The sequence below is a fragment of the Oxynema mangrovii CENA135 genome (assembly GCF_016632315.1).
Lineage (GTDB): Bacteria > Cyanobacteriota > Cyanobacteriia > Cyanobacteriales > Laspinemataceae > Oxynema > Oxynema aestuarii.
In genome coordinates this window covers 569,342-593,697 of sequence record NZ_JAEOXH010000003.1, presented here as the reverse complement: position 1 = coordinate 593,697, position 24,356 = coordinate 569,342, and the positions used below count along the sequence as shown (strand labels likewise).

Genomic DNA, 24,356 nt, shown 5'->3' with positions numbered 1-24,356 from the left:
CGCGATCGCGACGGGCCAGCGACCCCCAGACCGAAACTCCACCGTCGCTTTCTCTGACGCCAACACGATGCCCTCGCACGGTATGGCCGCCCAAACTAGAGAACTAGAACGTCAGGAGGTACAACTCAATTATGGATCTCGATCGCAAAGGACGAGGATATTGCTATTACAATAAGTTATAGAGCTTCTTTATCGGTTTAAATCAATCTTAAGTTGACTGTTTTAGCGGGTCGCCATCGGCTCGGGACTGTTTAAATCGGCTGTTATTTATTTGTTTAATCGGGTAAGGCTTTGCATTCCCAACTATCGATTTGCATTTTCACCACCGAGGAGAACCTCACCCAGTCGCTCGATGCTTACTTGACGGGCGATCGCTACCTCGTGAACTCTTTTCAGTCAGTCGAAGAGTTTTTAAAGTATGTTTTAGCCCACAAACAGCAGCTCGATTGTTTGATTTTACAATCCGATTCGGCTTTAAAAATTCTCTCGGAAAAGTTGCACGCCGAAGGAATTCTCCTGCCTGCAACGATCTTGCATTTACAAGAAGAAAGCATTCCCCTCGATGCTTCCTCAGACCCCGGCGAAGCGCGAACGCCGACCCCCGTCGCCGGGGGAGCCAGAAATGGCAGCAAAGTTTATCCTAGTTTGTTTTATCACACGGCAGAAGTTCACTTGTGGGTTGAAAATCTCGACGAACTTCCCCGCACCATCGAACGGGCGATCGCCGAATTTCTCAATCTTTCCCCGAGTGTGAGCCTCGGCGATCGCCCCGTGGCTAACTCCCAAACCCCAACCAATCCAGCCACTCAAAATTTTCTGCTGAACCAACAGCGTCGTCTCGCCGAAAAACTCAGGGAGCGACTAGGATACTTAGGCGTGTATTACAAACGAAACCCACAGCGTTTTGTTCGCAACCTTTCTCCGGGAGAAAGAGACAACTTTTTAAAACAATTAAAGGCGGATTATCGAGAAATTGTCCTGAACTATTTTGCCGATGACGGCACCCTCAATCAACGGATTGACGAGTATGTCAATACCGCCTTTCTCTCCGATATTTCCGTCACCCAAATTGTCGAAATTCACATGGAGCTAATGGACGATTTTTCTAAACAATTAAAATTGGAAGGTCGCAGCGAAGAAATTCTCCTGGACTATCGGCTGACCTTGATTGACATCATCGCTCATTTATGCGAAATGTATCGACGTTCGATCCCGAGAGACTCGTGATGTCAATCCCAACAATACGCCATGTTCGGTTTCGCTCTTCCCTCAATTTACGACCCAGATCTTATCTATGAGTCCTCCTAAAAAAACTTACGTCCTCAAGCTCTACGTCGCGGGCAATACCCCCAACTCGGTTCGCGCTTTAAAAACTCTCAAAAACATTCTCGAACAAGAATTTCAAGGGGTCTACGCCCTCAAAGTGATCGACGTTCTCAAAAATCCCCAATTGGCCGAAGAAGATAAAATCTTGGCCACCCCCACCTTATCGAAAATCTTACCGCCTCCCGTGCGTAAGATTATTGGCGATCTTTCCGATCGCGAGAAAGTCTTGATCGGTTTGGACTTACTGTACGAAGAACTGCGCGATCAAGAATTGGATTGATAAACGACTCAACCGGAGATTGCCGCATCCGGCGATCGCCACCCTCCCACAACCACCTATCATTTGTCCGTGGTATTCCTGCCACTGTGAATCACCAAAGCTATGAATTCTAAGAAGCCATCCGGACTAGGAGAAGAACTACCCACTGTAGGAGTCCCCAAAATTCGGACCATGATTGAGGGGTTTGACGATATCAGTCATGGCGGAATGCCCGTCGGTCGCACCACCTTGGTTAGCGGAACGTCAGGCACCGGAAAAACCCTCTTTGCCGTTCAATTCCTCTACAATGGCATCACCTACTTCGACGAACCCGGCGTATTTGTCACCTTCGAGGAATCTCCCACCGATATCATCAAAAACGCCTCCAGCTTTGGTTGGGATTTACAGCACTTAGTCGATGAAGGCAAACTCTTCATTCTCGATGCCTCTCCCGACCCCGAAGGTCAAGATGTCGTCGGAAACTTCGACCTGTCCGCCCTGATCGAACGCATCCAATACGCCATCCGCAAGTATAAAGCGCGCCGAGTCTCGATCGACTCCGTTACCGCCGTCTTTCAACAGTACGACGCCGCCTCCGTCGTCCGTCGCGAAATCTTCCGCCTGGTCGCCCGCCTCAAACAAGTCGGCGCCACCACGATCATGACCACCGAACGGGTGGAAGAATACGGTCCGGTCGCCCGCTTCGGCGTCGAAGAGTTCGTTTCCGATAACGTCGTCATCCTACGCAACGTGCTCGAAGGCGAACGGCGCCGCCGCACGATCGAAATTCTCAAATTGCGCGGGACTACCCACATGAAGGGAGAATATCCTTTCACCATGACCACCGACGGGATTAATATCTTTCCCCTCGGCGCCATGCGCCTCACCCAGCGATCGTCTAACGCCCGGGTGTCCTCCGGGGTCAAGACCCTCGACGAAATGTGTGGCGGCGGTTTCTTCAAAGATTCGATCATTCTGGCGACCGGGGCGACGGGAACCGGGAAAACTCTGCTGGTGAGCAAGTTTCTCGAAGATGCGTGCATGAATGGGGAACGGGCGATGATGTTTGCTTACGAAGAATCCCGCGCCCAACTGCTGCGAAATGCCTATTCTTGGGGCATCGATTTTGAGGAGTTGGAGAAAAAAGGCTTACTGCGGATCATGTGCGCCTATCCCGAATCGGCGGGTTTGGAAGATCACTTGCAGATTATTAAAACAGAAATTGCCGAGTTCAAGCCGTCGCGAATCGCGATCGATTCCCTGTCCGCGTTGGCGCGAGGGGTGAGTAACAATGCTTTCCGTCAATTCGTGATCGGGGTGACCGGATACGCCAAACAAGAGGAAATTACCGGGTTTTTCACGAATACCACGGACCAGTTTATGGGGTCTCATTCGATCACCGATTCCCATATTTCCACGATTACCGACACGATCATCATGTTGCAATACGTGGAGATTCGCGGTGAAATGTCTCGGGCGATCAACGTGTTCAAGATGCGCGGATCCTGGCACGATAAAGGGATCCGCGAGTATACGATCAGCGAACACGGACCGGAGATTAAGGATTCGTTCCGCAACTACGAACGGATTATTAGCGGTTCGCCGAGTCGGATTTCCGTGGATGAAAAGAGCGAACTCTCGCGCATTGTCAAAGGCGTACAGGGGAAGGTCGGCGAGTAGGTTGCTCAGTTAGCTTAATCGGCGGGAAGCCCCGCACTCTAAGCGAAGCTGTCGGGATGAAAGCCGAGGCGATGGAGTGGAACGGAGTCGCCAATCTGGTAAACTTGAACTGGCACGGCAGCAATGCCCTTGATGGCCAAGACTAGCGGCGGCTTTCTGTCCCGACACCAACGTACAGCCATGCAATTCGGCTGGTGAACAGTGCGGCGGATAGGAAATGCACCCTCAAAACGAAATCCTCCCAATCTGCGGCTGGACGGGTCGTGGATGTCAAACAAAATGCCTGTGGACGGGTTCGGTCGGGGGCGTTGCCTAGACCAGACCGGATGAAACAGGAACTTCCCAAGACGCCGGGGCAGATGGACTTCTGTCCGTGAGGTGGGAAGCCCGCGCTGTACCCTTGGCGAAGCCTGCGCGAAGCGCATAGGTCAGCGTCGGGAGAACGTCACAGGGAAATAAAAAAGGGTGGAGTCAATTCCACCCTTTTTTATCGTATGTTTTACGTTATTTTGCTTTATTTTGCTTTATTTTGTGTGTTTCGCGGGGGCGATCGTCTTGTGGATTGACATTTAGATGGATTTTGCCCATGTTCGTCGCTACTCTGTAGAAATTTATCCAATATTTTTCGATCTTCAAGGTGACGCACAATTTAGCGTCGCACGGATTTGACGTTGCACGGATTTAGCGTCGCACAGATAGGGCTGGAGACAGGTATGCTACCCATTGCCCGTGGTGCTTTTAGCGGGATTTCTGCCACCATTTGGCGAGACTACCGTTGAGCCAAGCGGCGATCGCAAAGAAAAATATACCAATTCCCCCACTGACGAGTAAGGTGAGAACCCCCGGGTGAATATCTTGCCAATTCCCCGTGAGTTTGAAGGTCATGCCCGTACTGATGTGACCGGACAGGGCCGAGGCGGCGATCCCACCTGCCCCCAAACCCGCACCCAAGTTTTGAATGGTATTCTCGATCGCCCGATCGCGCTTCGCCTGGTCAATTTCTACGATGCCCCGAATGGAGGCGATCGCCCCCTCGATCAAATCGGTGCCGTGTTCGTAGTAGCGCAAATCCGCACTAATTTGTCTGAGGAAATGGGGCGCGGTAGCCTCCGAGACTTGACTTAAAATTGATAGTTCTTCCTTATCGACTTCGAGTTTACCACAAATCTGCGCTAACTTCTCATTATAATTGTAAAGATTTATCTCAATCGTGGTTTGATAATCCTCCAACTTTCGCAACGATCGCGTGTAGCTTAAAGCGTCTGTCGCCAGGACTTTTAACTCGCTTTGGAACTGTTCTAATTGCCGATGGTCAATGCGTTTTTGAGCTGTTTCGAGTTTGCCGTGCAGTGAGTCGAGCTTTTGTTCGACTTCGGTGTAATCGCGATCGAGGTTTTGATAAACTTTACGGCTATCTTGAAACGCTCGGATAACTTTATGGCGATAAAAGAATAGTTCGGTGAATTGTTGATAGCAATCACTAAACTTTTGGTCGGCGTTCTCGTCGCGGAAGAGCCAAATCAAGACGCGATCGCAACGATCGCCGTTTTTGGGTAATTCATATTCATAAATCGTACTTCCAAATAACTCCCCACGGCGGGGGAGGGGTGGCGGCGTTTGCCCGATTAATTCCGTATAACAGGCATCGCTTAAATCGCGCAGGTAGTCAAAATTGAGTTGTTTGTTTCTCGTCGTCAACCAGGCGGTGACGAGTAAAGTTGAGCCTAAAAATAAGGGCGTATCGGGCGCAATTAATAATTCTTTGTTGGGATTGAAGGATCCTAGAGAAGAAATCGGCACCTGAAAGCGCGAACTAGCCGACTCCTCATTGTCGGGATAGCCGACATTGAGGTAAATGACATAACTATCGTGGAGTTGTAAGGGTTGAATCGCTCCTTCTAAATCCGGGTTATTGCGATCGCGGAAATCTAAACTATTGGTATCGTTGGGTAATAAATCAATGCGGATCTCATCGGTGGGATCTTCGGGAAACTGGAGCTGGGAAGTCAGTTGCTTGTCGTCAAAAGATTTTAAAAATCGATCGCACCATTGCCATAACGGGTTATTCCCCTTAATTTTATCGGTGTGTTCCCGATTTTTTTGCAAAAAAGAAGCGAACAGGTAGACATTGGGGGCGTCAATCGACTCATCTGAAGCAGGATGAGACTTCGGTCTTTGGGGCGCAGTCATTACGAGTTCCCCGTGTCAGGTGTCGAGACTCGTTCGTTTAAATTTTGATATAATTCGGGATAGCGATTGGTGAGAACCTGGCTCCGATCTTCCGGTTGTGTTCTGCTGAGGTTGGGTTTGCGGGTACTCCGATCTTCCGGTTGTGTTCTGCTGAGGTTGGGTTTGCGGGTAGTGTCTAAAACTTCATTGCGTAAAGGTTTGTAAGTCTTGCACCATTTTTTGAGGGTTGTCGCGACGGTTTCATTGTCTTGTCCGCGCAATTCGATGATTTGACTTTGCAGACTTTCCAAACCATCGACAGCGCCCGTTTGTTCAAATAACTCCGGTTGAGTCTCCCAAACTTCTAAGAACGCCTTAATCGTTATTTCTGGTGTCATTTTTCCTACGGAAGGGTTGGTTTGTACGGGTAATGCTTCTGTCTGTCTATCTATATATTATTTTCCTCTGCTATGCAAGACATTTAGATCCCCCTAAATCCCCCTCGCCCGGTAGGGGTTTGGTTACCAAACCCCTACTTTCCTCGTTCCCCCCTTTTGAAGTGGGGGGATATGTGCCTCTTGTCTCTCACGAGAGTGCCAATTGCTGTATTATTTTCCTCTGCTATGCAAGACATTTAAATCCCCCTAAATCCCCCTTTGAAAGGGGGACTTTCACTGCCCCCTTAAAAAGGGGGACTTTCACTGCCCCCCTTTGAAAGGGGGACTTTCACTGCCCCCCTTAAAAAGGGGGGTTGGGGGGATTTAGGGATTGGCACTGTACCTCATCAGATCGCCCGAGTGCTATATATTATTGGATCCGCCGTAGGGAGACGGCATTGGTGTTTTTCCCATCGCTTGCTTGTCTTATTGACCGACTGCGGTAAATCCAGCCCAAAAGTAAGGAGACTCAAACGGGGTTTCGTGTAAATCGTACCAATCCAAATCGTCTTTCAACTTCTGTTTCTCCTCGCTATCGATGTATCGCGAATCTTCAACCCACTTTAACAAGTCACCCATGGTAGACTCGCGCAACCAGGCTTGGGCGGTTTTCAACGCTACAGCTACCGATACATCGGACTCCCGCGATAGGAATAACTCGTAAAAGCGGACGGTCAACAACGCCGTCGAAACATCGTTGACCGCCCATAAGGTGCCCAGAACATTCGGAGCCCCGGCGAACAGAAACCCAGCCACCAAACTGATATATTCATCGCTGGTTTGTTCGATATCGACAATGGCAGTTTCGCAGGCAGAAAGGCTGACTAGGCGACAGTTTGGCAGGCGGAGATTGAAGATTTCCGGGAGGGTGAGGCAAGCTTCGGCGTCGAAGTCGCCTCGGCGCGATCGAATCGAGCGCCGTCCCGACGGAGGGGGGGTCGAACCCGTCTCTATGCGAGCATTGGCGAGGATGAGGGCGCTATTGCGCGGTTGGAGGAAGTCGAACAGACCGTGACAGGAAAAATGCGCCACCGCCGCCGTTTTCAAGGCGTCTGTCTGGGCGCTAAAGGCGGGTTTCGTGGCGGTTTCGCCTGCTAAAATCTGGGCGGGATCGAAGTTTTTGGAGATCGCTTGCACCTCTAAATCCGTGTACGGCAAATCTCCGGTGGGATTTTGGATGGCAAACAGGGGTAAGGGCGACCGCGCAACATTGCCCTGTCTGGCCGACAGGTGTAAGATTTGGCTGCTGGGGGCGTAGCGAATCCCCCGAGAGAATAGATCGCCGAAATACTGACCCGGAGTCTCCCCTAGGGGTAAAGCGTGGAAGGGGAACAGGTGCAAGTTGCGGTGAGGGATGACGATTAATTCGTCGCAATTGCGCAGCTTGGCGCCGATCTCCTGGAGGGGTAAAATCGCCGCCAATCGTTGCAGAACCTCGGGTAACTTTGCCCGCCAGTTCTTTTCAGAGTTAATGTAATTGTTGAGATATGCGTCGGTCAACTCGGTTAAAGCGGCGGCGCGGTCGGTGGCGAAATGTTGGGGGCCGTCGTGGTCGCGGGTGACCAGAAAGCCGTGGATGGCATCGGGGGTAAGGTACCATTCCAACAGGGCAGTCCGTTCGCCGAGGAGGGCTTGAATGTCTCCATATCCCATCGGTTGGACTTGTTGTCCGAAACGAAATTGCGGGTCGTGGGGAGCGATCTCACGTTCGACGAATGCGTCGATTTGCTGCCGTAACTGCGTCAAGGTCGGTCCGTTAGGGGCCGGGGTTGCGGTATCGCCGGGGTGAGAACGGCGGACTTGGCGCGCTTCCCCGTCGTCACTGGCGCTGAAGGTCGGCCCGGGGTTGCCGTTTTGCGGTCGGTTTTGTTGGGATTGCAGCCATTGTTCGTGTAGTTGACAATAGCGTTCCCACACCTGTGCGGAGACGCCGTCGGGTTTGAGTCGGGTGGCGGCGAGCAGTTCGACCAAGTTGCGCGCTTTGCTGCGTTCGACGTATTCCAGGGCGGCGGCGTACTGTTCCAACTCCAAACAGACTTCGACGGTATTGCGATAGAGCTTATTCCATTCTTCGGCTAATTTCTGGCGGTCCGCTTCGCCCCCTTCGATGATGCCACTGCGGATGAACTCTACGGTATCGATGCCCTCTTTAAAGGTATCGTAAGCATCGTGTAATTGGGAAGCTTCGCGATAGGCTAAGCCTAGATTGAATAAGGTTTCCGCATTGTTTTGGGGAAAGGCGTCGCGGGTACGCACTTGTAAAGCCTCTCCGTAACAGGCGATCGCCGCTTCGAGATTCTCCCCCCGTTCCCCTCGGATGCGGTATAAGTAGGCATTCCCCAGATTGTTTTGGGTCATGGCCCACTGTTGGGGAAAGGCGTCGCGGGTATAAACGTGTAAAGCCTCTCCGTAACAGGCGATCGCCTCTTCGAGATTCTCCCCCCGTTCCCCTCGGATGCGGTCGGAGTAGGCAGTCCCCAGATTGTTTTGGGTCATGGCCCAATCTTGGGGAAAGGCGTCGCGGGTACGCACTTGTAATGCCGCTCGGAAACAGGCGATCGCCGCTTCGAGATTCTCCCCCCGTTCCCCTCGGATGCGGTTTCTGTAGGCATTCCCCAGATTGTTTTGGGTCATCGCCCAATCTTGGGGAAAGGCGTCGCGGGTACGCACTTGTAATGCCTCTCCGTAACAGGCGATCGCCTCTTGGAGATTCTCCCCCCGTTCCCCTCGGATGCGGTTTCTGTAGGCATTCCCCAGATTGTTTTGGGTCATCGCCCACTCTTGGGGAAAGGCGTCGCGGGTATAAACGTGTAAAGCCCCTCCGTAACAGGCGATCGCCTCCTCGAGATTCTCCCCCCGTTCCCCTCGGATGCGGTCGGAGTAGGCATTCCCCAGATTATATTGGGTCGTGGCCCAATCTTGGGGAAAGGCGTCGCGGGTACACACTTGTAATGCCGCTCGGAAACAGGCGATCGCCTCTTCGAGATTCTCCCCCCGTTCCCCTCGGATGCGGTCGCTGTAGGCAGTCCCCAGATTGTTTTGGGTCGTGGCCCACTGTTGGGGAAAGGCGTCGCGGGTATAAACGTGTAATGCCGCTCGGTAACAGGCGATCGCGATTTCGAGGTTGTTCGCCCGATTGCCTAACGGAAATTGATATAGATCGACAGCAAGGTAGAAGATCGACGTTAGGGCTTGGTTTCTTTCTGACTGATTTTTGTCGAGTTGGGAGTTAAACCACTGTGTGGCAACTTCGGCAAAAGTCAAATCGAGTTTATCTTGGTGTCGTGCGAGGAGGGGATAAACGACCTGTCGGTTATTGTTGCTTGCAATGATTGCTTGCAGCACCTCTTGCAAAAACCTGAGATAGTCTTCTGCGTTCATGGGGTCGGTGTTCTCACCTATGGCGGGGGGCGACTCATGTTTCGATGATAGCTCATCGATCGCCCGTACAGCACTTTCCTCTGCTATGCAAGACATTTAGATCCCCCTCAATCCCCCTTAACAAGGGGGACTTTGTTGGTGGGGGGTTGCGGCGGATGCTAACGGAGGCGATCGCCCCTCCGGGATATGTGAGAAATTACAATCAAGGGGAGACCTTCTCAAAACGGGGGCGAGGGGATGGCGCAGGAAAAAGCAAAAGACAAAGAAAAAGATAAGAAAAAGGTCGATCCGACGACGGCGGCGATCGCCCTGGGGTGGAAGCTGTGGATCTTGTTTATGTTTGGCTTCTACTTCCTCGGCTATTCGGCGATTTTGAGTATCGCTTTGGGGGCGATCGCGGCGAGTTGTGGCGGGTCGATCCTGCGCTGGTGGTACGATCCCGAACCGCCGAATTTTGACTTACCGGACCAACCGAAACGGCGCACGTTGGCGGTGGTCACCCAAGAGAGGATCGCCAAAAAGCAAGCACGAGCAAAAGAAGAGAAACAACCCAGCAAGCGCCGACAATTGCAAGATTTACGCAAAAAGCTACTAGGGAAATGAGGCGCCGCCGGAGGGGCGATCGCCTCTGCAACCCTCGAACGGTCATTTTTTTATCGATCTCCTGACTTTCGCTCTCAGTTTGGCGATCGATTGGTAACAAAATTCAACTTGTTTCTTATCACGAACGCAATCGACTGTCAACGGCGCGATCGCCGAGCTTATCGCCGTATCTGCCCGTAAATCGGAGAAGGCGCAAGATCGATGGGCAAATGGGGCGATCGCCTCTCCCAAGTTCTTCCGTTTTTCTGAAAAACTCAACCCACGGAAAATCGCCACTTGCGCCGCTTAATATAAATTTTTTTAAAGATTGTTGACATCCGAAATAAACAGTAAAATAGAATACAGAAAAAAGAAGTGAAGCTGTCTTAGCGTCGCAAACTCTCTTTACTATATCTGTAATATGAACGGGACACCTGATATGAAACTGACTTATCGCGGCATCGGTTACGACTACGAACCCCCCACGATCGACATGATGGAAAGTGAATTCGGCGGGAAATATCGCGGCAACGCGTGGACCGTGCGCTATCCGAGACACGTTCCCGTACCCCAACCCGTTGCCACGCTCAAATATCGCGGCGTGCCTTACCAGACGGGACAGGACCTCGGCAGCCGCACCCCAGTCACCGCCTCGGTTCCGGCGGCGGCGATCGCGCTTTCCATGGAGAACCCCCACGAGGAAATGTTGGCTGAAGTCGCCAAAGCCCATCGCGAGAGCATCTGCCGCAGTTTGGAACGGCGCTTGGAAGCGGCGAAAGCACGGGGCGATCGGCATCTGGTACAAATGCTCGAACAAGAGTCCCAGCAATTGACTTGCTCGATTGGATAACCCCGCGATCGATGCGTATGGGTTATGAGAAAAGGGCGGGCTACGAGTTCGCCCTTTTCTATGGGTCGATGAGACCTGTGGTCTCACGAGGGGAGAGATCCCCCCAACCCCCCTTCACAAGGGGGGCTTTTATGTGGAGATTGAGGCAGAGATCCCCCCAACCCCCCTTCACAAGGGGGGCTTTTGTTGGTGGGCGATCGCTGGGGCGCCGCCGTCAGGATTGCTCTCTTAAAGCTTCAAATCCGGAGACAATATCGAGCAGTTCGCTGGTAATTGAGTTTTGGCGTTCGTACTGATACTGTACGTTGAGGTCTTCGAGACGATCGCCGATATTTTTTTCGGCAATCTGCATCGACGCCAACCGACTCGCATTTTCACTGGCGAGGGATTGCGCACAAGCGCGAAACAGCGAAACAAAGCAATATTCGCGAATTAAAGCCGAAAACAGACGATCGGGGGCGAGGGTAAACTGAGGAAGCATCCGCGTCGGCCATTGGCTGGATTTAAGCCCGTCCAACCAGGGGCGATCGAGGGGTAAAATTTGCTGCTGGTAAGGGCGATAGGCGGAACTGCCGCGAGATTGATTGTAAAACAACGACAGGCGATCGATCGCCTGCCGTTCCTGCCACGGATCGATCGCCAGCAAAATTTCGCGCACTAAAGTGGCGATCGCACTGGCGGAACTGGGAACCGCAAACTGTCGGTCTACCGGGAGTCCCGCCGCTTCCAAAGCCCCCGCCGCGCGCAGTCCCACCACCAAAATCCGGCGATCGCGCGATCGCTCCGACTGCCGATCGATCGCGGCGATCGCCACACTGGCAATTTGTTCGTTAAATTGACCGCACATTCCCCAATCGGAACCGAACACCACCGCCGCAAACGACTCGCCTGCACTGGGACGGGGCGATCGCGGTTGCACCTGAGTTCTCAAGACCACCTGCAACCCCATTTCCACGGTGCGGTTGTACTCGGCGAGGGATTCGACGGCTTTCTCGTACTGCCGAATACTCACCGCAGCCAGGGCTTTCATAGTTTTGACCACCGAGAGCAAATCGCGGCTGGTGTCGATTTGCCGTTTTAAATCCTCGATATTCGTCATCGGCCCCACTCCGCGATCGAAATTTACAGGGTTTGCAAAGCGCGACGGGCTTCATCTAACAACGTATGGCGATCGCTCTCACTCAAAACCTCGTTAGCGCGAATGCGATCGCAGACTTGCGGTACGGCTTGCCGGAGGCGATCGCGAATGGCGGTTTCCGCCTGTCGGATCTCCGTTAACGGCAACTCGTCGAATAAACCGTTAGTCACCGCTAACAAAACCGCGATTTGTTCCTCGACGGGTAACGGTAGATAGGGCGGTTGCTTGAGAACTTCGCGCACCCGGCGGCCCCGTTCCAAGGTTTGACGGGTACTTTCATCTAAGCGGGTGCCGAAGCGGGAAAACACCTCCAATTCCTGAAATTGAGAATAGGACAGGCGCAAATCTCCCGCCACGGAACGATAGGCGCTCAGTTGAGTTTTCCCGCCGACCCGGGAGACCGATCGCCCGACATCCACCGCAGGTAATATGCCTTTTTGGAATAAGTCCGGCGACAGGTAGATCTGACCGTCGGTAATTGAAATTAAGTTCGTGGGAATATACGCCGAGAGATTTTGCCCTTGAGTTTCCACGATCGGCAACGCCGTGAGGGAACCGCCGCCCAATTCCTCGCGCAAGTGAGTCGATCGCTCTAACAAGCGGGAGTGAATGTAGAAAATATCCCCGGGAAAGGCTTCCCGTCCCGGCGGACGACGCAGTAATAACGAGAGTTCGCGATAGGCCCGGGCGTGGCGGGTCAAGTCGTCGTAAACCAGGAGGACATCCCGGCCTCGTTCCATAAAATATTCCCCGATCGCCGTCGCCGCATAAGGGGCGATATACTGCAACCCCGGCGGATCTTCCGCCGCCGCGACTACGACCAGACAATCTTGGAGGCGATCGCGCGATCGCAACTCTTCGATAAATTGTGCCACCGCCCAATTGCGCTGGCCGATCGCACAATAAATACAAATGACTCCGGTTTCCCGTTGGTTGACGATCGTATCGAGGGCGATCGTCGTTTTTCCGGTCTGGCGATCGCCTAAAATCAGTTCTCGCTGACCGCGACCGATCGGAATCAGGGCATCGATCGCTTTCAAGCCCGTTTGCAAAGGAACCGTAACCGGGGCGCGGTCCATAATCGGGCGGGCTTCCCGTTCCACGGGAGAACGACGGGCAAACTGGATCGGCCCGCGATTGTCCAGGGGTTCCCCGGTCGGCGTCATCACCCGACCGATTAAGCCGTCACCCACGGGAACGTCTAACACTCGCCGGGTTCGGCGCACGCGATCGCCCGCTTTGAGCGATTCCCCCGCACCGAGCAGGATCGCCCCGACTTGGCGGCGATCGAGATCGAAGGCCATCCCTAAAAGGTTATCGGGAAATCGGATTAATTCGTCGGATTTGACCGTCGGTAAGCCGTCGATCCGCGCGATTCCGTGACCGACCGACCGCACGATCCCGACTTCTTGTAAAGCTAAATCGGTGTCGGCGTCGGCGAGGGCGCGCTCGATCGGTTGGAACGTGCGATCGAGTAAGGATTGGAGCGGGGGAGGGTCGGCGTCTTCACTCATGAGAACCTCACCGGAGAACGAAAATCGCCATTGTCGCTATTGTGGGGGCGGGTTATCTTGGCTCACTCCCCCGAGATGCAGCATCTGCGGCGATCGCTCTGTTTAAAAACTACGTTGACTCCAGTCTAACTGAGGAGGGGAGATTTTAGAGAGTTGAGAGTTGAAAGTTGAGAGTTTAGTTCGATCTACGGTCGGTGAGCTGTCAAAATTGAGTCGCTAGAAAAGACTTGTATTCTACTGTTTGGCTCTTGGCTACTCCCTAAAGTGGAATTGCCATAAAGCTTTGCAACAAATATTGAAGCAGCAGTAACAATCCGGCTACATTGAAGGAGATCGCCACGACTAAGGCAAAGATCCCGTAGAGGGAATAAGCTAATTCGTAAATATCCCCGCCAATCCAAGGTTTGCGATCGACGGCGACCCATTTGGAAAGGCGATCGCCGAGAAATTCATGGCCGAGTTTCGGGTGAGTAAAATAGACTTTGGCCGAGGATCGTTTTTGATGAACCACCAGTCCTCGTTTACTGGCGACAATTTTAGCGATCTTATCCAATCGGATGATAAACCCCGGTTCGACATAACTGGAAAAATCGGGACACCAGTAACAGGCTAAATATTTTGGGGTCAGTAATAAGTATGCCAATTCGCCGTGATAGCGAACGGCCACCCCGTCGGAGACTTCCCCGTAGGAGGGGACGAACTCGACGAGCAGATCGGCTAATTTAGGCAGGGCGTAATAGTAGGCGATGCTCCACTTGCCTTTCGTCGGGAGGCGCAGGCGATCGCGCAGCCAATCTTCCCAATCTTCGGCGCTCATTTCCTCGAAGTCGATCGCCGCCGGGGTCGGGACTGGCGTCACGGGGGGAGGGGGAGTCGGTGGCGTCGGTGGCGCTGGGGGAGTGACCGGACGTGGGGGAGTGGCCCGTGCAGGTGGAGCGGAACGCACGGGGGTGACAGGTGGCGGTGCAGGGGCGGGTGCTGGTGGTTGTGGGGGTTGTTGCACCGTGGTCGGAAAAGAAAGGGGGCGATCTCCCGGATTTGCCCCATTCAGTTGCACTTTTTCAACCCAAGCGGCGGACTTTCTGCCCGTTTGGACTCCGTAAATTTTGACGACCTGAATCGAGGGCGGATCCAAGTTTTGGAGACCTTGACTGACAAAAGGAGCGAGGATCTGTTGGTTGGGAACGCGATCGGCTTCTAAGATCACTTGCAGACATGCACCTTTGAGAAAGATTTTGGCGGTGATGCCTTTGGGTTGCAACGACTTGTTGATTAAAGCCGCGATCGCTTTCGGCTGACCTTGTTTGGCCAGTTGTAGGAGGGTCGTTTGGGTCATTGCTCGCGCTCGATGCTGGTCAAGGACGGCGAAGAATACTTTCAGGATACCCTTGAAGCTCGTCCACTCGGGCGATCGCCTTAGAACAAATCGGAGAACAGATCGGCGGCGATCGGCCAGTGTGAGTTAAATTTTAGTTTAAAGCCTGCCAAATGCCCCGTTCGTTGATTGTGAGGTCGGGCGATCGATCCACCACACTCCCCGGAGTCCAGCAAAGTCCCGAATAGGCAACCTCTTCACCCGCTTGGTTCGCCACCTTCCACTCCCGACCTACCAACGGCTCAATTTCTCCCCGAGCTGATACATTTTCTACGTTCGTATGCGCGAGAAGTGTATTATTTTCTTGAATTGAGATAACAATTATAGCATTTTCCTCTGCTATGCAAGACATTTAGATCCCCCTAAATCCCCCTCGCCCGGTAGGGGTTTGGTAACCAAAACCCTACTTTGCTGACAAAGCCTTGCGATCCATTATTGACCCAATCCGTCGATATAAGCATCCTTGTAAAGATAACTTGGTCAAGACAACTTAACGGCGATGGCGATCTTGAGTTCTCTCGAATCGGGATTCGTTTTAATCCAGTCATCTACTTGTCGAATCTGCTGCTCAATTTCTAATGACATAAATCTCGGACGGACTCAATACTCACTGATGTTAGCAAAATACCTGACCGATTATTTTAAATCTCAAATCAAAAGGCTGTAGAAGCATTTCAAACAAAGAAACAGCTTAAAAAGATCGATCGAAAAAACAGAAAACCTTCACAAAAAATTTAGAATTATAGTCGAAAAAAATCGTTCATACTCATGATATAATACGAAATTTTTCATTATTCTGGAGTAAATCCAATGACTCGTCAACGCTGGACGAACCGCACGACCTTTTTATTAGCCGCTTTAGGTTCGGCGGTTGGGTTAGGTAATTTGTGGCGTTTTCCTTATTTAGCTGGGAAATATGGTGGGGGAGCCTTTCTCGTTCCTTATCTCATCGCCTTAGTCTTGGTCGGGATTCCGTTATTAATTGTTGAATTTGCGATCGGTCAAAAAATGCAGCAGGGGGCGATCGGTACTTATACTCGTTTACATCCTCGCTTTAGCGGTTTGGGAATCTTAGCCCTGATTTCTGCATTCATCATTACCTCTTACTATGCCGTAGTGATGGCTTGGTCTTTGCTTTACTTGTTCGCTTCAGTGCGCGTCGAATGGTCTGCCAATTCGCAAGACTACTTTTTCAATCGCATCCTCGAACTGAGTGCGAGTGTCAACGACTTAGGAGGGATCGACGGGTCGATTTTCGGGGCTTTGCTGGTCATTTGGATAGCCATTTACTTTTCCGTTTGGAAAGGGACGAAAAGTGTGGGTAAAGTTGTCCGGTATAGCGTGCCGCTTCCGGTCATTTTACTGCTGCTGTTGTTCTTGCGCGCGATTACTTTACCCGGCTTTCTCGCTGGCTGGGAAATGTATCTCAAACCCAATTGGACGGCGTTATTAAATCCGGAAGTTTGGACGGCTGCTTTTTCACAAATTTTCTACAGTTTGTCCCTTGCATTTGGGGTCATGATTGCTTACGCGAGTTACAAAAATGATTCCGATGATATTGTGAAAGATGCTTGGACGACTGCTTTATTAAATAGTGCCACGAGTTTATTTGCGGGTTTGGTCGTTTTTGGGGTGTTGGGTTATATGGCGTTGCAAACCGATACGCCTTTAGTGGAGTTGGCGGCGTCCGGTCCGGGTTTGGCGTTTGTGGTGTTTCCGAAAGCGTTAAGTTTAATTCCTTTTCCTCACTTGTTTAGTCTTCTGTTTTTTCTGATGTTTCTTTCGTTGGGAATTGACAGTGCTTTTTCCCTGGTTGAAGCGTTAAATGCCGCAGTTCTCGATCGCCACCCCCATTTTTCCGTGGCTAAAGTAGCGTTAATTGTCTGTTTGGCGGGCGCGATCGCCGGAATCATTTACACGACGCGAGCGGGACTGTATTTTTTAGATATCGTGGATCATTTCCTGACTAGCTATAACCTGCTGTTTGTAGGGATCGGTCAATCGATTCTCGTGGGGTGGATTTATGGAGCGGAAAAACTGAGACGATATATCAATGAAGTGAGCGAATGGAAGATTGGGAAATGGTGGAATTTTGCGGTAAAATACGCGATTCCGACGATCTTAGCGATGTTATTGGCTACCCAGTTTTCTAAAGACCTGGCCGTTCCTTACGAAGGTTATCCCGCCTGGTCTTTGGGGATTGGTTGGGGCATTGTTATCGTTCCTGTCTTGTTGTTTTTTGTCTTCTTGGGACGCGATCGCGCGCCGATTCATTCCTAATTAGTAGAAAAGGCTGACTTTTGGAGATTGGGGGACGATCTCGATTGAAAACTTGCTGAAAAATTGCGGGTGAGGCGGGCAATAAACCCGCCCGATCGCCCCCGTCGCGATCGAGAACTCGACCCGAACGACGAGGCAGAAAAGCACGAAAAAAGCATGAAAAAAGCACGAGAAAAGCACGATCGCTATTCGCAAAGTTTCGCCATAATTTCTTCGTGACTTAATTCTTGAGCGACTAACGCTTCCGCAGGTTTGACGCGATCGCCCAACCCGATCGCAAAACGATTACAATCGGCTCCGAGGGATTCGCAAGTTGTCTGTACGCAGAACAATTCGCGACCCGTAAGCTGACTAAAAAAGCTGGCTAAAATCCCCGCTTCTAAAAAACAAACCGGGCGTTTCCAGTTTTCCGGTGCTTTGCTTGCAAACGGGGAATTGGTGATTTTAACCACCAAAAAACCGCGATCGTAATAAGTAGTTTCTAAGTCGAACAATCCCCACCCAGATGTTTTCCACAGTTCGCGAAAACATTGGAGAAATTCGACCATTTCCATGTGGGCGATCGCCTTATCGTAATAGTCTTGAATTTCTTCGCAAAAGCGAACGTAAAAGTTTTTTCCCCACCATTTGCCGCAATTAAATAAAACGAGGCGGGCTGCGGAACCCGTTTCTTGTTCCAATCCGGCATAAATGGCCTCAATTAAAGTATCGGGAATGGCCAAAAGGCGATCGCCCCGGCGATTTTCCAATAATCCCAATTCTAGATCGCCGCGCACGTAGGTATCGGCGGCAAAATAATGACCGCCGATTTTCTCATTTTCGAGTAAGTTCGCTATAGAAATCATCACGTTTATCGTCCGTTAAATCCCTCGATTAGATGGCCGTTTGCCCGGGAAGGTTATCGATCGCGATCGCCCCGGTCGAAAACGGTTAGGCGCGATCGTCGGCGCCGACCTTCGACAATTGCTGACAGGCTTTTTTTAAATAAGGCTCGAACACCGCCAATTGTTTTTGGGACAGGGTGGCGGCGACGCGATCGCGCAGTAAAGCCTCGATCTTGCTGTCGATCTCGTGGGTGTCGCGGGCGCCCATCAATCCAGTAAGCCACTGCAGCCGAGTGTTTAAATAATTGCTATCGGAAGCGAGCATTGCCGCCGCACAATGTCGCATGGCAGACAGCCAGTATTTTAAAGACCGTTCTAAGGTTTCCTGAGACTCGTTGGGGAAGGCTTCGACCAGGGTATCGGCGATCGGTTGAAAAATCTCTTCTTCGCGATCGCGTAGCACTTTGTAAGCTTGCAGGCGCTGGGCGAGAGAGGCGACATGACGGCGAAACCCGAGCAGATCGTCGGATTTTAAGTATTGTTCTTGTGCCTTTTCAATTAAGGCTTTCATCTCTGGGTGCATAGTCTGGCAAAACTGAGTAAAGATGGGGAGCGATCGCCTGTAGGGGCGCTTCGCGAAGTAGGGGCGCTTCGCGAAACGCCCCTAAAACAAATCCGAGAGTTCGTCGATGGTCACTTTATTTTCCGACGACCCCCCGGTAATGACCTCCATCACCGGAGGTTTGGGCAGCGAACCGACTTCCGGGGTTCCTTCCCACGGTAGGGCACGGAAAAAGTCGCCGACGGTTATCTCTAAGTTATGGGAAGGGGCAGCCCGATGCCCGTTGGGTCGCACTTCAACCGCTTGACCTTGCCAATTGCACGCGGTGAAAAACGCCTCGACACTCAAGTGCTGCCAAGAATTGACGGCGTTCAATGGACTCGTTCTCCCATTTCCAAGCGTTTTTGAATGTCGCGGGCGGTGGCGCCTTCATTTTGCCAGAAGGCGGCGGCGTCGATGCGGTCCTGACTGCCGAGCAGGAATTTACAGTAGGTTTCGCCCATCGAATAGCATTGCAATTCGATGCAACTGAGCTGTTTGTTGACCAAATTGGAGAAGAATCCGGCAAATAATCCCGCGTAGATGTAGCAAACCGGTTTGCCGACATCGCCGAGAGTCCGCGCTACCGCAGAATCGAACAAGTTGATGAACATGAAGCCGTGCTTGCGATCGCTCAAATCGACTTCCCAGCGTCCCCAACCTTGGGCGGTAAAGGGCCACCACCAACTTTCGAGCAGAAACATCAAGTTAGTCTGGCGGATGTCGCGATCGTATTCTTTTTCAAACCACTGCTGAAAAAATTTGGCGTCTTTGGTTCCCCAGTCGCAACCGATGGTGTACATGATCACCGAGGACGCATTGCCGACTTCTTCTTCCAACCCTTCGATCAGACCGATGATAAAGTCTTCACTGGTCAGGATATTGCGCGCTTCGTTCCAGTCAACGACGCTCCCAGTTTCGGGTTGAAATTCAAAAAAATCTTGAAAGCCGTAGTGATTGTGTTTTTTGGGATGTTTTTGCTTGCCCGAATGGGCGATCGAACCGTTGGCGTGGGCTTTAGTTTTTGCGGTTTTACTCGTTTTGGCGCTAGAAACGACCACGATCTCAATACCTCCTGATTGGGGTTTGGGCTTGCTGCGAGTGCAAAGCGATTCGGTTTCGGTCTGCGGTCCGTGGGGACAGTGGCGGCATCTGTTGGAGTCCGCTTCGAGAGCTATTCCGGTGGAACGGGGCGATCGCCCCACAGCTTGCCAACAGCTCGCCACCAGCGATCGCCTCAATGCGAACGTTTTCGCAGTGAATATTTATATTGTAGAGAAGAGAACGAACACCTAAAACGATCGATCGCCCCCTCTTTGATTGCAACACTCGGTTAACTTCGATCGCGGGCGACCCGAGGCTCAATTCTCCGAGAAAAAAATATAAGTGGTAGTTCACCATGCTCCCCGAAACTATCCCGGGGGTTTGACTGTAGATTTAACCGTTAATGGCGACCCTGCAGGTCCACTGAATTTCGATTTATCTCTTTGATATTTATTTCTTTGGTAGTCAACGATATTGTTACATATAGTGAGGCCGTACCGAGGATGATGCTCGAGACTGTATAAATCCCTTGGACGGATAAATGAGATCGCCGCAAGGCGGATAAAATGCCCGCTTTGCGGCGATCTCATTTATCCGCGCTCAAAAGCGACGGGAAGTTTTACTGATTCGCGATCGGATTTTGCGCCGACGGTCTGCGATCGATCACGCGATCGATCAAGCCGTATTCGACGGATTCTTGAGCGGACATAAAGAAATCCCGTTCGGTATCTTGTTCGATCTTGTCTAACGGTTGCCCGGTGCGATCGGCCAAAATACTATTCAAGCGTTTCTTATGATAGAGAATCTCTTTGGCTTGGATTTCAATATCGGCAGCTTGACCTTGAGCGCCACCGAGGGGCTGGTGAATCATGATCCGGGAGTGAGGTAAGCTCATGCGCTTGCCTTTGGCGCCCGCCGTCAACAAGAAGGCACCCATACTGGCAGCCAGTCCCAAGCAAATTGTACAAACGTCGGGGCCGATGTGGTTCATGGTATCGTAAATGCCCATCCCCGCCGTGACGGAACCTCCTGGGGAATTAATGTAGAGGTAGATATCTTTCTCGGCATCGTCAGATTCGAGAAAGAGCATTTGCGCGACGATCAGGTTGGCGAGATCGGCGTCAACTTGTTGTCCGAGGAAGATGATCCGATCGCGCAGCAGGCGCGAGTAGATGTCGAAGGCGCGTTCGCCACGACCCGATTGTTCGATGACGGTAGGAATCATGCGGTCTGTCTATATCCGTTACTTTTTTCAATTGTACTGAACCGTCGTCTTCGGCGATGCCTTTGATGTGGGGACAGTTCGGTCAAACAAAAGGGAGCGAAGCGCGATCGCGCCGCGTGAATTCCCCCAAATTGCGACTCGACCGTGAATTGCGATCGTTTCCCGGTTTCTAAGACGACCGGGAAACGTTAGGATAGTTAAATTGCTACAGACTTAGTGTTTGAAATAGAGGGGTTTGTCATCACTGCTGGCTCAATCAGACTTTCCAGGAAAAGTGGTCAAGCTCGACAACGGGCTGACCGTCGTTCACCAACAAATTGACGCCACTCCGGTGGTGGTCGTTGACGTGTGGGTGCAAGCGGGAGCCGTTCGCGAACCCGATACGTGGTCCGGAATGGCACATTTCCTCGAACACATGATTTTCAAAGGAACCGATCGCTTGCCTCCGGGAGCCTTCGATCGCGAAATCGAGAATCGCGGTGGCATGACCAATGCGGCGACTTCCCACGACTACGCCCATTTTTTCATCACCACTGCCGATCGCTACATCGAGGATTCCCTACCGTTACTGGCGGATTTACTGCTGCACGCCGGAATTCCCCACGACGAGTTCGACCGAGAACGGGAAGTGGTCTTAGAAGAAATCCGTCAATCTTGGGACGATCCGGATTTTCTCGCCTTTCAAGCCCTCATGGAAACCCTCTACGTCAAACATCCTTACGGGCGTTCGGTCCTGGGAGGGATCGAGAATTTAATGGAACGATCGCCCGAACAGATGCGCCGTTTCCATCGCTGTTACTACCAACCGGAAAACATGGTAGTGGCGATCGTCGGGAACATCGAACGGCAACGGGCGATCGAATTAGTCAGCCAGTCTTTTAGCGACTTTCCCGCCGCCGAACCCTGTTGGGCCGTCGAAGTCGAAGCCGAACCGCCGTTAACCGAAGTACGGCGTCGGGAACTCTACCTCCCCCGTTTGGAAACCGGGCGTCTGGTGATGGCGTGGAGCGGGCCGGGGGTCGAACAACTGCACGATGCTTACGGCTTGGATTTACTCTCGGTGTTGCTCGCCCAAGGACGCACCTCGCGCTTAGTGCGCGAACTGCGCGAAGAACGGGAACTCGTCCACGCCATCAGTAGCGATTTTTCGTTGCAACGCGATTCGAGTTTATTTACGATTGGGGCATGGCTCGAACCGCAACAGATGGATCGGGTGGAAGCGGCGATCGGCGATCGCCTCTGCCAAATCCAACAACAACCCGTCAGCGAAATCGAACTCAATCGGGCGAAGCGCTTGTTGTGTAACGATTATGCCTTTTCTACGGAAACCCCCAACCAACTGGCGGGGTTGTACGGCTATTACGAAACGATCGCCCGCGCCCAATGGGCCGTGCGCTATCCCGAACAAATTCAGTCGTTCGATCCGTATAATTTGCAACGGGTCGCCAGTCAGTATTTATCGCCTAAATATTATGCGGTAACGACGGTTAAGCCATTCGAATCCACCGTCTAGGGGAAAAATCGCGGTTCGAGGTCGCCAACTTGCCCGGAGTCTTGCGGGGGAGTTGACGTCAACCGATGCTAACGACCACAGTCCACAACCAAGGAAGCCAAGGAAATAGCAGTGAATGAGAGCGTGAAACAGTCGCCAGAGAACGAACGGGTTTGTCGTGCGGTTCTCAGTAATGGCATGGTGGCGATCGCAACGGAGAATCCCGCCGCCGACATTATCGCAGGTCGCATCTTTATCAAAGCAGGGAGTCGCTGCGAACGTCAGGAGCAAGCCGGACTTTCTCACTTACTCTCCGCCGTGTTGACCAAAGGCACCGAACGGCTGTCCTCCCTCGATATTGCCGAACAAGTCGAATCCGTCGGCGCTAGCCTGAGTACCGATACCACCCCGGATTACTTTTTAGTCAGTCTCAAAGCGGTCTCCGCAGATTTTCCCGACCTGTTACACCTGGCGGCAGAATTATTGCGATCGCCGTCGTTCCCGGAAGCGGAAGTCGAACTCGAACGCCGCCTCACCTTGCAGGGGATTCGCTCTCAAAAAGAACAGCCCTTTACCGTCGCCTTCGATCGCCTGCGCCAGGCGATGTATCCCGACCATCCCTATGCCTTCTCCAGTCTGGGAACCGAACAAACCGTTACCAACTTACAACGGCAAGACCTGCAACAGTACCATCAAACCTACTTTCGCCCCGATCGCACGGTGATTAGTTTGGCCGGACGGATCGACCCGGAAGCGGCGATCGCCCTCGTCGAGGCCGTTTTCGGCGACTGGCAGCCCTCCGGCGAGGCGATCGCCCCACACCCCTTGACCTCGGTGCGCCCTCGTTCGCGCTATCTGAGTATGCCCCAAGACACCCAGCAATCGATCGTCATGGTCGGCTACCTCGGGGCCGCCGTGCGCCCGCCGGACGGTTCCGATCTCAACCTCGAAGATTACGCCGCCCTCAAACTGCTCAATACTTACCTCGGTAACGGGCTGTCGAGTCGTCTGTTCGTGGAATTGCGCGAAAAACGCGGTTTAGCTTACGACGTGTCCGCGTTTTACCCCACCCGCCTCGATCGCGCCCCCTTCGTTACCTATATGGGAACGGCTCCGGAAAATACCGCGATCGCCCTCAAAGGCTTGCAAACCGAAGTCGAACGCCTCTGCAGCACCGAATTAACCGCCGAAGAGCTGCAAGCCTCTAAAAACAAACTCCTGGGACAGTACGCCCTCGGCAAACAAACCAACGCCCAAATCGCCCAAGTCTTCGGTTGGTACGAAACTCTCGGTCTCGGGATCGATTTCGACCGCCAGTTTACCGAAGCGATTGCCGGGATCGGCGCCGCGATCGCCCGCGACGTGGCCCGCCGCTATTTTCAAGAAACCTATATTTCCCTCCTCGGTCCGGCCCAAGCCTTAGCCGAAGTGCAAATTCCCGCCGCTTGAGGGAAGCTACTGCGTTCCCCTTCCCCTCGTGCCGCTAAAATCAAAAAGTCAACGTCGAGCAATCGGGGATTTTAGACAGCCGTGGTGCGAATCTTCAACCTTCAGGGGGCGATCGTGGCGATCGCCATTTTAGCTCCGACGGTCTACCCCCTACCGTCCCCCCTCCTGGCCCAATCGAACGGAACCGTCCGCCGTCCGACCTTGCAAATCGGTTCCGAAGGCGAAACCGTCAAGGAATTGCAAGGGGTCTTGAAGTTGATGGGCTACTACACCGGACAAGTCGATGGGATTTATCGCGAAGCCACCGCCAACGCCCTCGCCCGCTTCCAGGAAGATGCTGGAATCCGCAGCGACGGCGTCGCCGGGGACGACACCTGGAATCGTCTGTTTCCCGGCTTTGGGACGCCTCCTAGGGGCGCGATCGCGCCCGCAGACCCGAGCCCTTCCGGCTATCCCCTCTTACGCAAAGGCATGGACGGACCGCTCGTGACTCAATTACAAGGGCGCTTGCGAGAACTCGGTTTTTTTGAAGGGACGGCGACTGGATATTTCGGCGATCGCACCGAAGCCGCCGTCAAAGCCGCCCAACGACGGTTTAACTTATCCCCGGATGGGATCGTCGGCGAGGCCACTTGGAACGCCCTCGATTTCTAACCCTTCGATCCCTTATTTTCGAGCGCCATTGTAAACAAATTTGTCGGCTTTAATTACACGATGTAACAACGAGTAA

At 52.5% G+C, this 24,356-nt stretch carries 22 protein-coding genes; 10 read left to right on the top strand and 12 right to left on the bottom strand.

Going from position 1 to position 24,356, the window contains the following annotated elements:
• Positions 1–291: 291 nt before the first annotated feature.
• The 3 genes from JJD41_RS22155 (at position 292) to kaiC (ending at position 3,265) form a co-directional block, all read left to right on the top strand.
• Complete coding sequence (locus tag JJD41_RS22155; RefSeq protein WP_200669670.1) at positions 292–1,227, top strand: circadian clock protein KaiA; 936 nt, start codon at positions 292–294, stop codon at positions 1,225–1,227.
• Positions 1,228–1,294: 67 nt separating this feature from the next.
• A complete protein-coding gene (gene kaiB / locus JJD41_RS22150) occupies positions 1,295–1,606 on the top strand; it encodes a circadian clock protein KaiB (RefSeq protein ID WP_168568047.1) in 312 nt (103 codons plus the stop codon).
• A gap of 102 nt (positions 1,607–1,708) precedes the next feature.
• Positions 1,709–3,265: a circadian clock protein KaiC gene (gene kaiC, locus JJD41_RS22145; protein WP_200669668.1), complete on the top strand. Its 1,557-nt coding sequence runs from the start codon at positions 1,709–1,711 to the stop codon at positions 3,263–3,265.
• A gap of 738 nt (positions 3,266–4,003) precedes the next feature.
• On the opposite strand, the gene JJD41_RS22140 is transcribed toward kaiC, so the two are convergent.
• From JJD41_RS22140 to JJD41_RS22130, 3 genes are all read right to left on the bottom strand, one after another.
• Positions 4,004–5,455 (bottom strand): coiled-coil domain-containing protein, encoded by a 1,452-nt coding sequence (locus JJD41_RS22140; RefSeq protein WP_200669666.1) that lies wholly within the window; start codon positions 5,453–5,455, stop codon positions 4,004–4,006.
• A complete protein-coding gene (locus JJD41_RS22135; RefSeq protein WP_200669665.1) occupies positions 5,455–5,832 on the bottom strand; it encodes a hypothetical protein in 378 nt (125 codons plus the stop codon). Before JJD41_RS22135 ends, JJD41_RS22140 begins: the two co-directional genes overlap by 1 nt.
• A gap of 465 nt (positions 5,833–6,297) precedes the next feature.
• Positions 6,298–9,252, bottom strand: a complete 2,955-nt coding sequence (locus JJD41_RS22130) for a CHAT domain-containing protein (RefSeq protein WP_200669663.1) — start codon at positions 9,250–9,252, stop codon at positions 6,298–6,300.
• 237 nt (positions 9,253–9,489) lie between these two features.
• Here JJD41_RS22130 and JJD41_RS22125 point away from each other — a divergent pair, with 237 nt between their 5' ends.
• Positions 9,490–9,855 (top strand): hypothetical protein, encoded by a 366-nt coding sequence (locus JJD41_RS22125; protein WP_200669661.1) that lies wholly within the window; start codon positions 9,490–9,492, stop codon positions 9,853–9,855.
• Positions 9,856–10,273: 418 nt separating this feature from the next.
• Entirely contained in the window at positions 10,274–10,684 is a 411-nt protein-coding gene (gene pirA / locus JJD41_RS22120; RefSeq protein WP_200669660.1) for an arginine synthesis PII-interacting regulator PirA, read from the top strand.
• Between the two features lie 214 nt (positions 10,685–10,898).
• On the opposite strand, the gene JJD41_RS22115 is transcribed toward pirA, so the two are convergent.
• From JJD41_RS22115 to JJD41_RS22100, 4 genes are all read right to left on the bottom strand, one after another.
• Positions 10,899–11,783 carry a F0F1 ATP synthase subunit gamma gene (locus JJD41_RS22115; RefSeq protein ID WP_200669658.1) on the bottom strand — a complete coding sequence of 295 codons (885 nt, stop codon included), beginning with the start codon at positions 11,781–11,783 and terminating at the stop codon, positions 10,899–10,901.
• Positions 11,784–11,806: 23 nt separating this feature from the next.
• Positions 11,807–13,336: an alternate F1F0 ATPase, F1 subunit alpha gene (locus JJD41_RS22110; protein ID WP_200669656.1), complete on the bottom strand. Its 1,530-nt coding sequence runs from the start codon at positions 13,334–13,336 to the stop codon at positions 11,807–11,809.
• 259 nt (positions 13,337–13,595) lie between these two features.
• Positions 13,596–14,672, bottom strand: coding sequence for a hypothetical protein (locus JJD41_RS22105; protein ID WP_200669654.1), 1,077 nt, complete (start codon positions 14,670–14,672; stop codon positions 13,596–13,598).
• Between the two features lie 133 nt (positions 14,673–14,805).
• Positions 14,806–15,063, bottom strand: coding sequence for a hypothetical protein (locus tag JJD41_RS22100; RefSeq protein WP_200669652.1), 258 nt, complete (start codon positions 15,061–15,063; stop codon positions 14,806–14,808).
• A gap of 458 nt (positions 15,064–15,521) precedes the next feature.
• Between JJD41_RS22100 and JJD41_RS22095 the strand changes: the two genes are divergently transcribed.
• Positions 15,522–16,991: a sodium-dependent transporter gene (locus JJD41_RS22095; RefSeq protein ID WP_200669650.1), complete on the top strand. Its 1,470-nt coding sequence runs from the start codon at positions 15,522–15,524 to the stop codon at positions 16,989–16,991.
• A gap of 185 nt (positions 16,992–17,176) precedes the next feature.
• On the opposite strand, the gene JJD41_RS22090 is transcribed toward JJD41_RS22095, so the two are convergent.
• From JJD41_RS22090 to JJD41_RS22075, 4 genes are all read right to left on the bottom strand, one after another.
• Positions 17,177–17,836 (bottom strand): V4R domain-containing protein, encoded by a 660-nt coding sequence (locus JJD41_RS22090; RefSeq protein ID WP_200669648.1) that lies wholly within the window; start codon positions 17,834–17,836, stop codon positions 17,177–17,179.
• A gap of 85 nt (positions 17,837–17,921) precedes the next feature.
• Positions 17,922–18,398 (bottom strand): globin family protein, encoded by a 477-nt coding sequence (locus JJD41_RS22085; protein ID WP_200669646.1) that lies wholly within the window; start codon positions 18,396–18,398, stop codon positions 17,922–17,924.
• Positions 18,399–18,479: 81 nt separating this feature from the next.
• Positions 18,480–18,752 carry a hypothetical protein gene (locus JJD41_RS22080; RefSeq protein WP_200669645.1) on the bottom strand — a complete coding sequence of 91 codons (273 nt, stop codon included), beginning with the start codon at positions 18,750–18,752 and terminating at the stop codon, positions 18,480–18,482.
• Positions 18,749–19,414: a V4R domain-containing protein gene (locus tag JJD41_RS22075; RefSeq protein WP_200670254.1), complete on the bottom strand. Its 666-nt coding sequence runs from the start codon at positions 19,412–19,414 to the stop codon at positions 18,749–18,751. The genes JJD41_RS22080 and JJD41_RS22075 overlap by 4 nt, the downstream gene beginning before the upstream one ends.
• A gap of 94 nt (positions 19,415–19,508) precedes the next feature.
• Here JJD41_RS22075 and JJD41_RS22070 point away from each other — a divergent pair, with 94 nt between their 5' ends.
• Positions 19,509–19,712, top strand: a complete 204-nt coding sequence (locus tag JJD41_RS22070; RefSeq protein ID WP_200669644.1) for a hypothetical protein — start codon at positions 19,509–19,511, stop codon at positions 19,710–19,712.
• 367 nt (positions 19,713–20,079) lie between these two features.
• Here the strand turns inward: JJD41_RS22070 and clpP are convergent, their stop codons facing one another.
• The gene (gene clpP, locus JJD41_RS22065) at positions 20,080–20,685 is read right to left on the bottom strand and encodes an ATP-dependent Clp endopeptidase proteolytic subunit ClpP (RefSeq protein ID WP_200669643.1); all 606 of its coding nucleotides are present in this window, start codon (positions 20,683–20,685) and stop codon (positions 20,080–20,082) included.
• A 235-nt stretch (positions 20,686–20,920) separates the two neighbouring features.
• Here clpP and JJD41_RS22060 point away from each other — a divergent pair, with 235 nt between their 5' ends.
• The 3 genes from JJD41_RS22060 to JJD41_RS22050 all read left to right on the top strand — a co-directional run bounded on the left by JJD41_RS22060 (position 20,921) and on the right by JJD41_RS22050 (position 24,280).
• The gene (locus JJD41_RS22060; RefSeq protein WP_200669642.1) at positions 20,921–22,198 is read left to right on the top strand and encodes a M16 family metallopeptidase; all 1,278 of its coding nucleotides are present in this window, start codon (positions 20,921–20,923) and stop codon (positions 22,196–22,198) included.
• A gap of 177 nt (positions 22,199–22,375) precedes the next feature.
• Positions 22,376–23,626 (top strand): M16 family metallopeptidase, encoded by a 1,251-nt coding sequence (locus JJD41_RS22055; RefSeq protein ID WP_200670252.1) that lies wholly within the window; start codon positions 22,376–22,378, stop codon positions 23,624–23,626.
• An 81-nt stretch (positions 23,627–23,707) separates the two neighbouring features.
• On the top strand, positions 23,708–24,280 hold the full coding sequence (locus JJD41_RS22050; protein ID WP_370583925.1) for a peptidoglycan-binding domain-containing protein: 573 nt from the start codon (positions 23,708–23,710) through the stop codon (positions 24,278–24,280).
• Positions 24,281–24,356 lie beyond the last annotated feature (76 nt).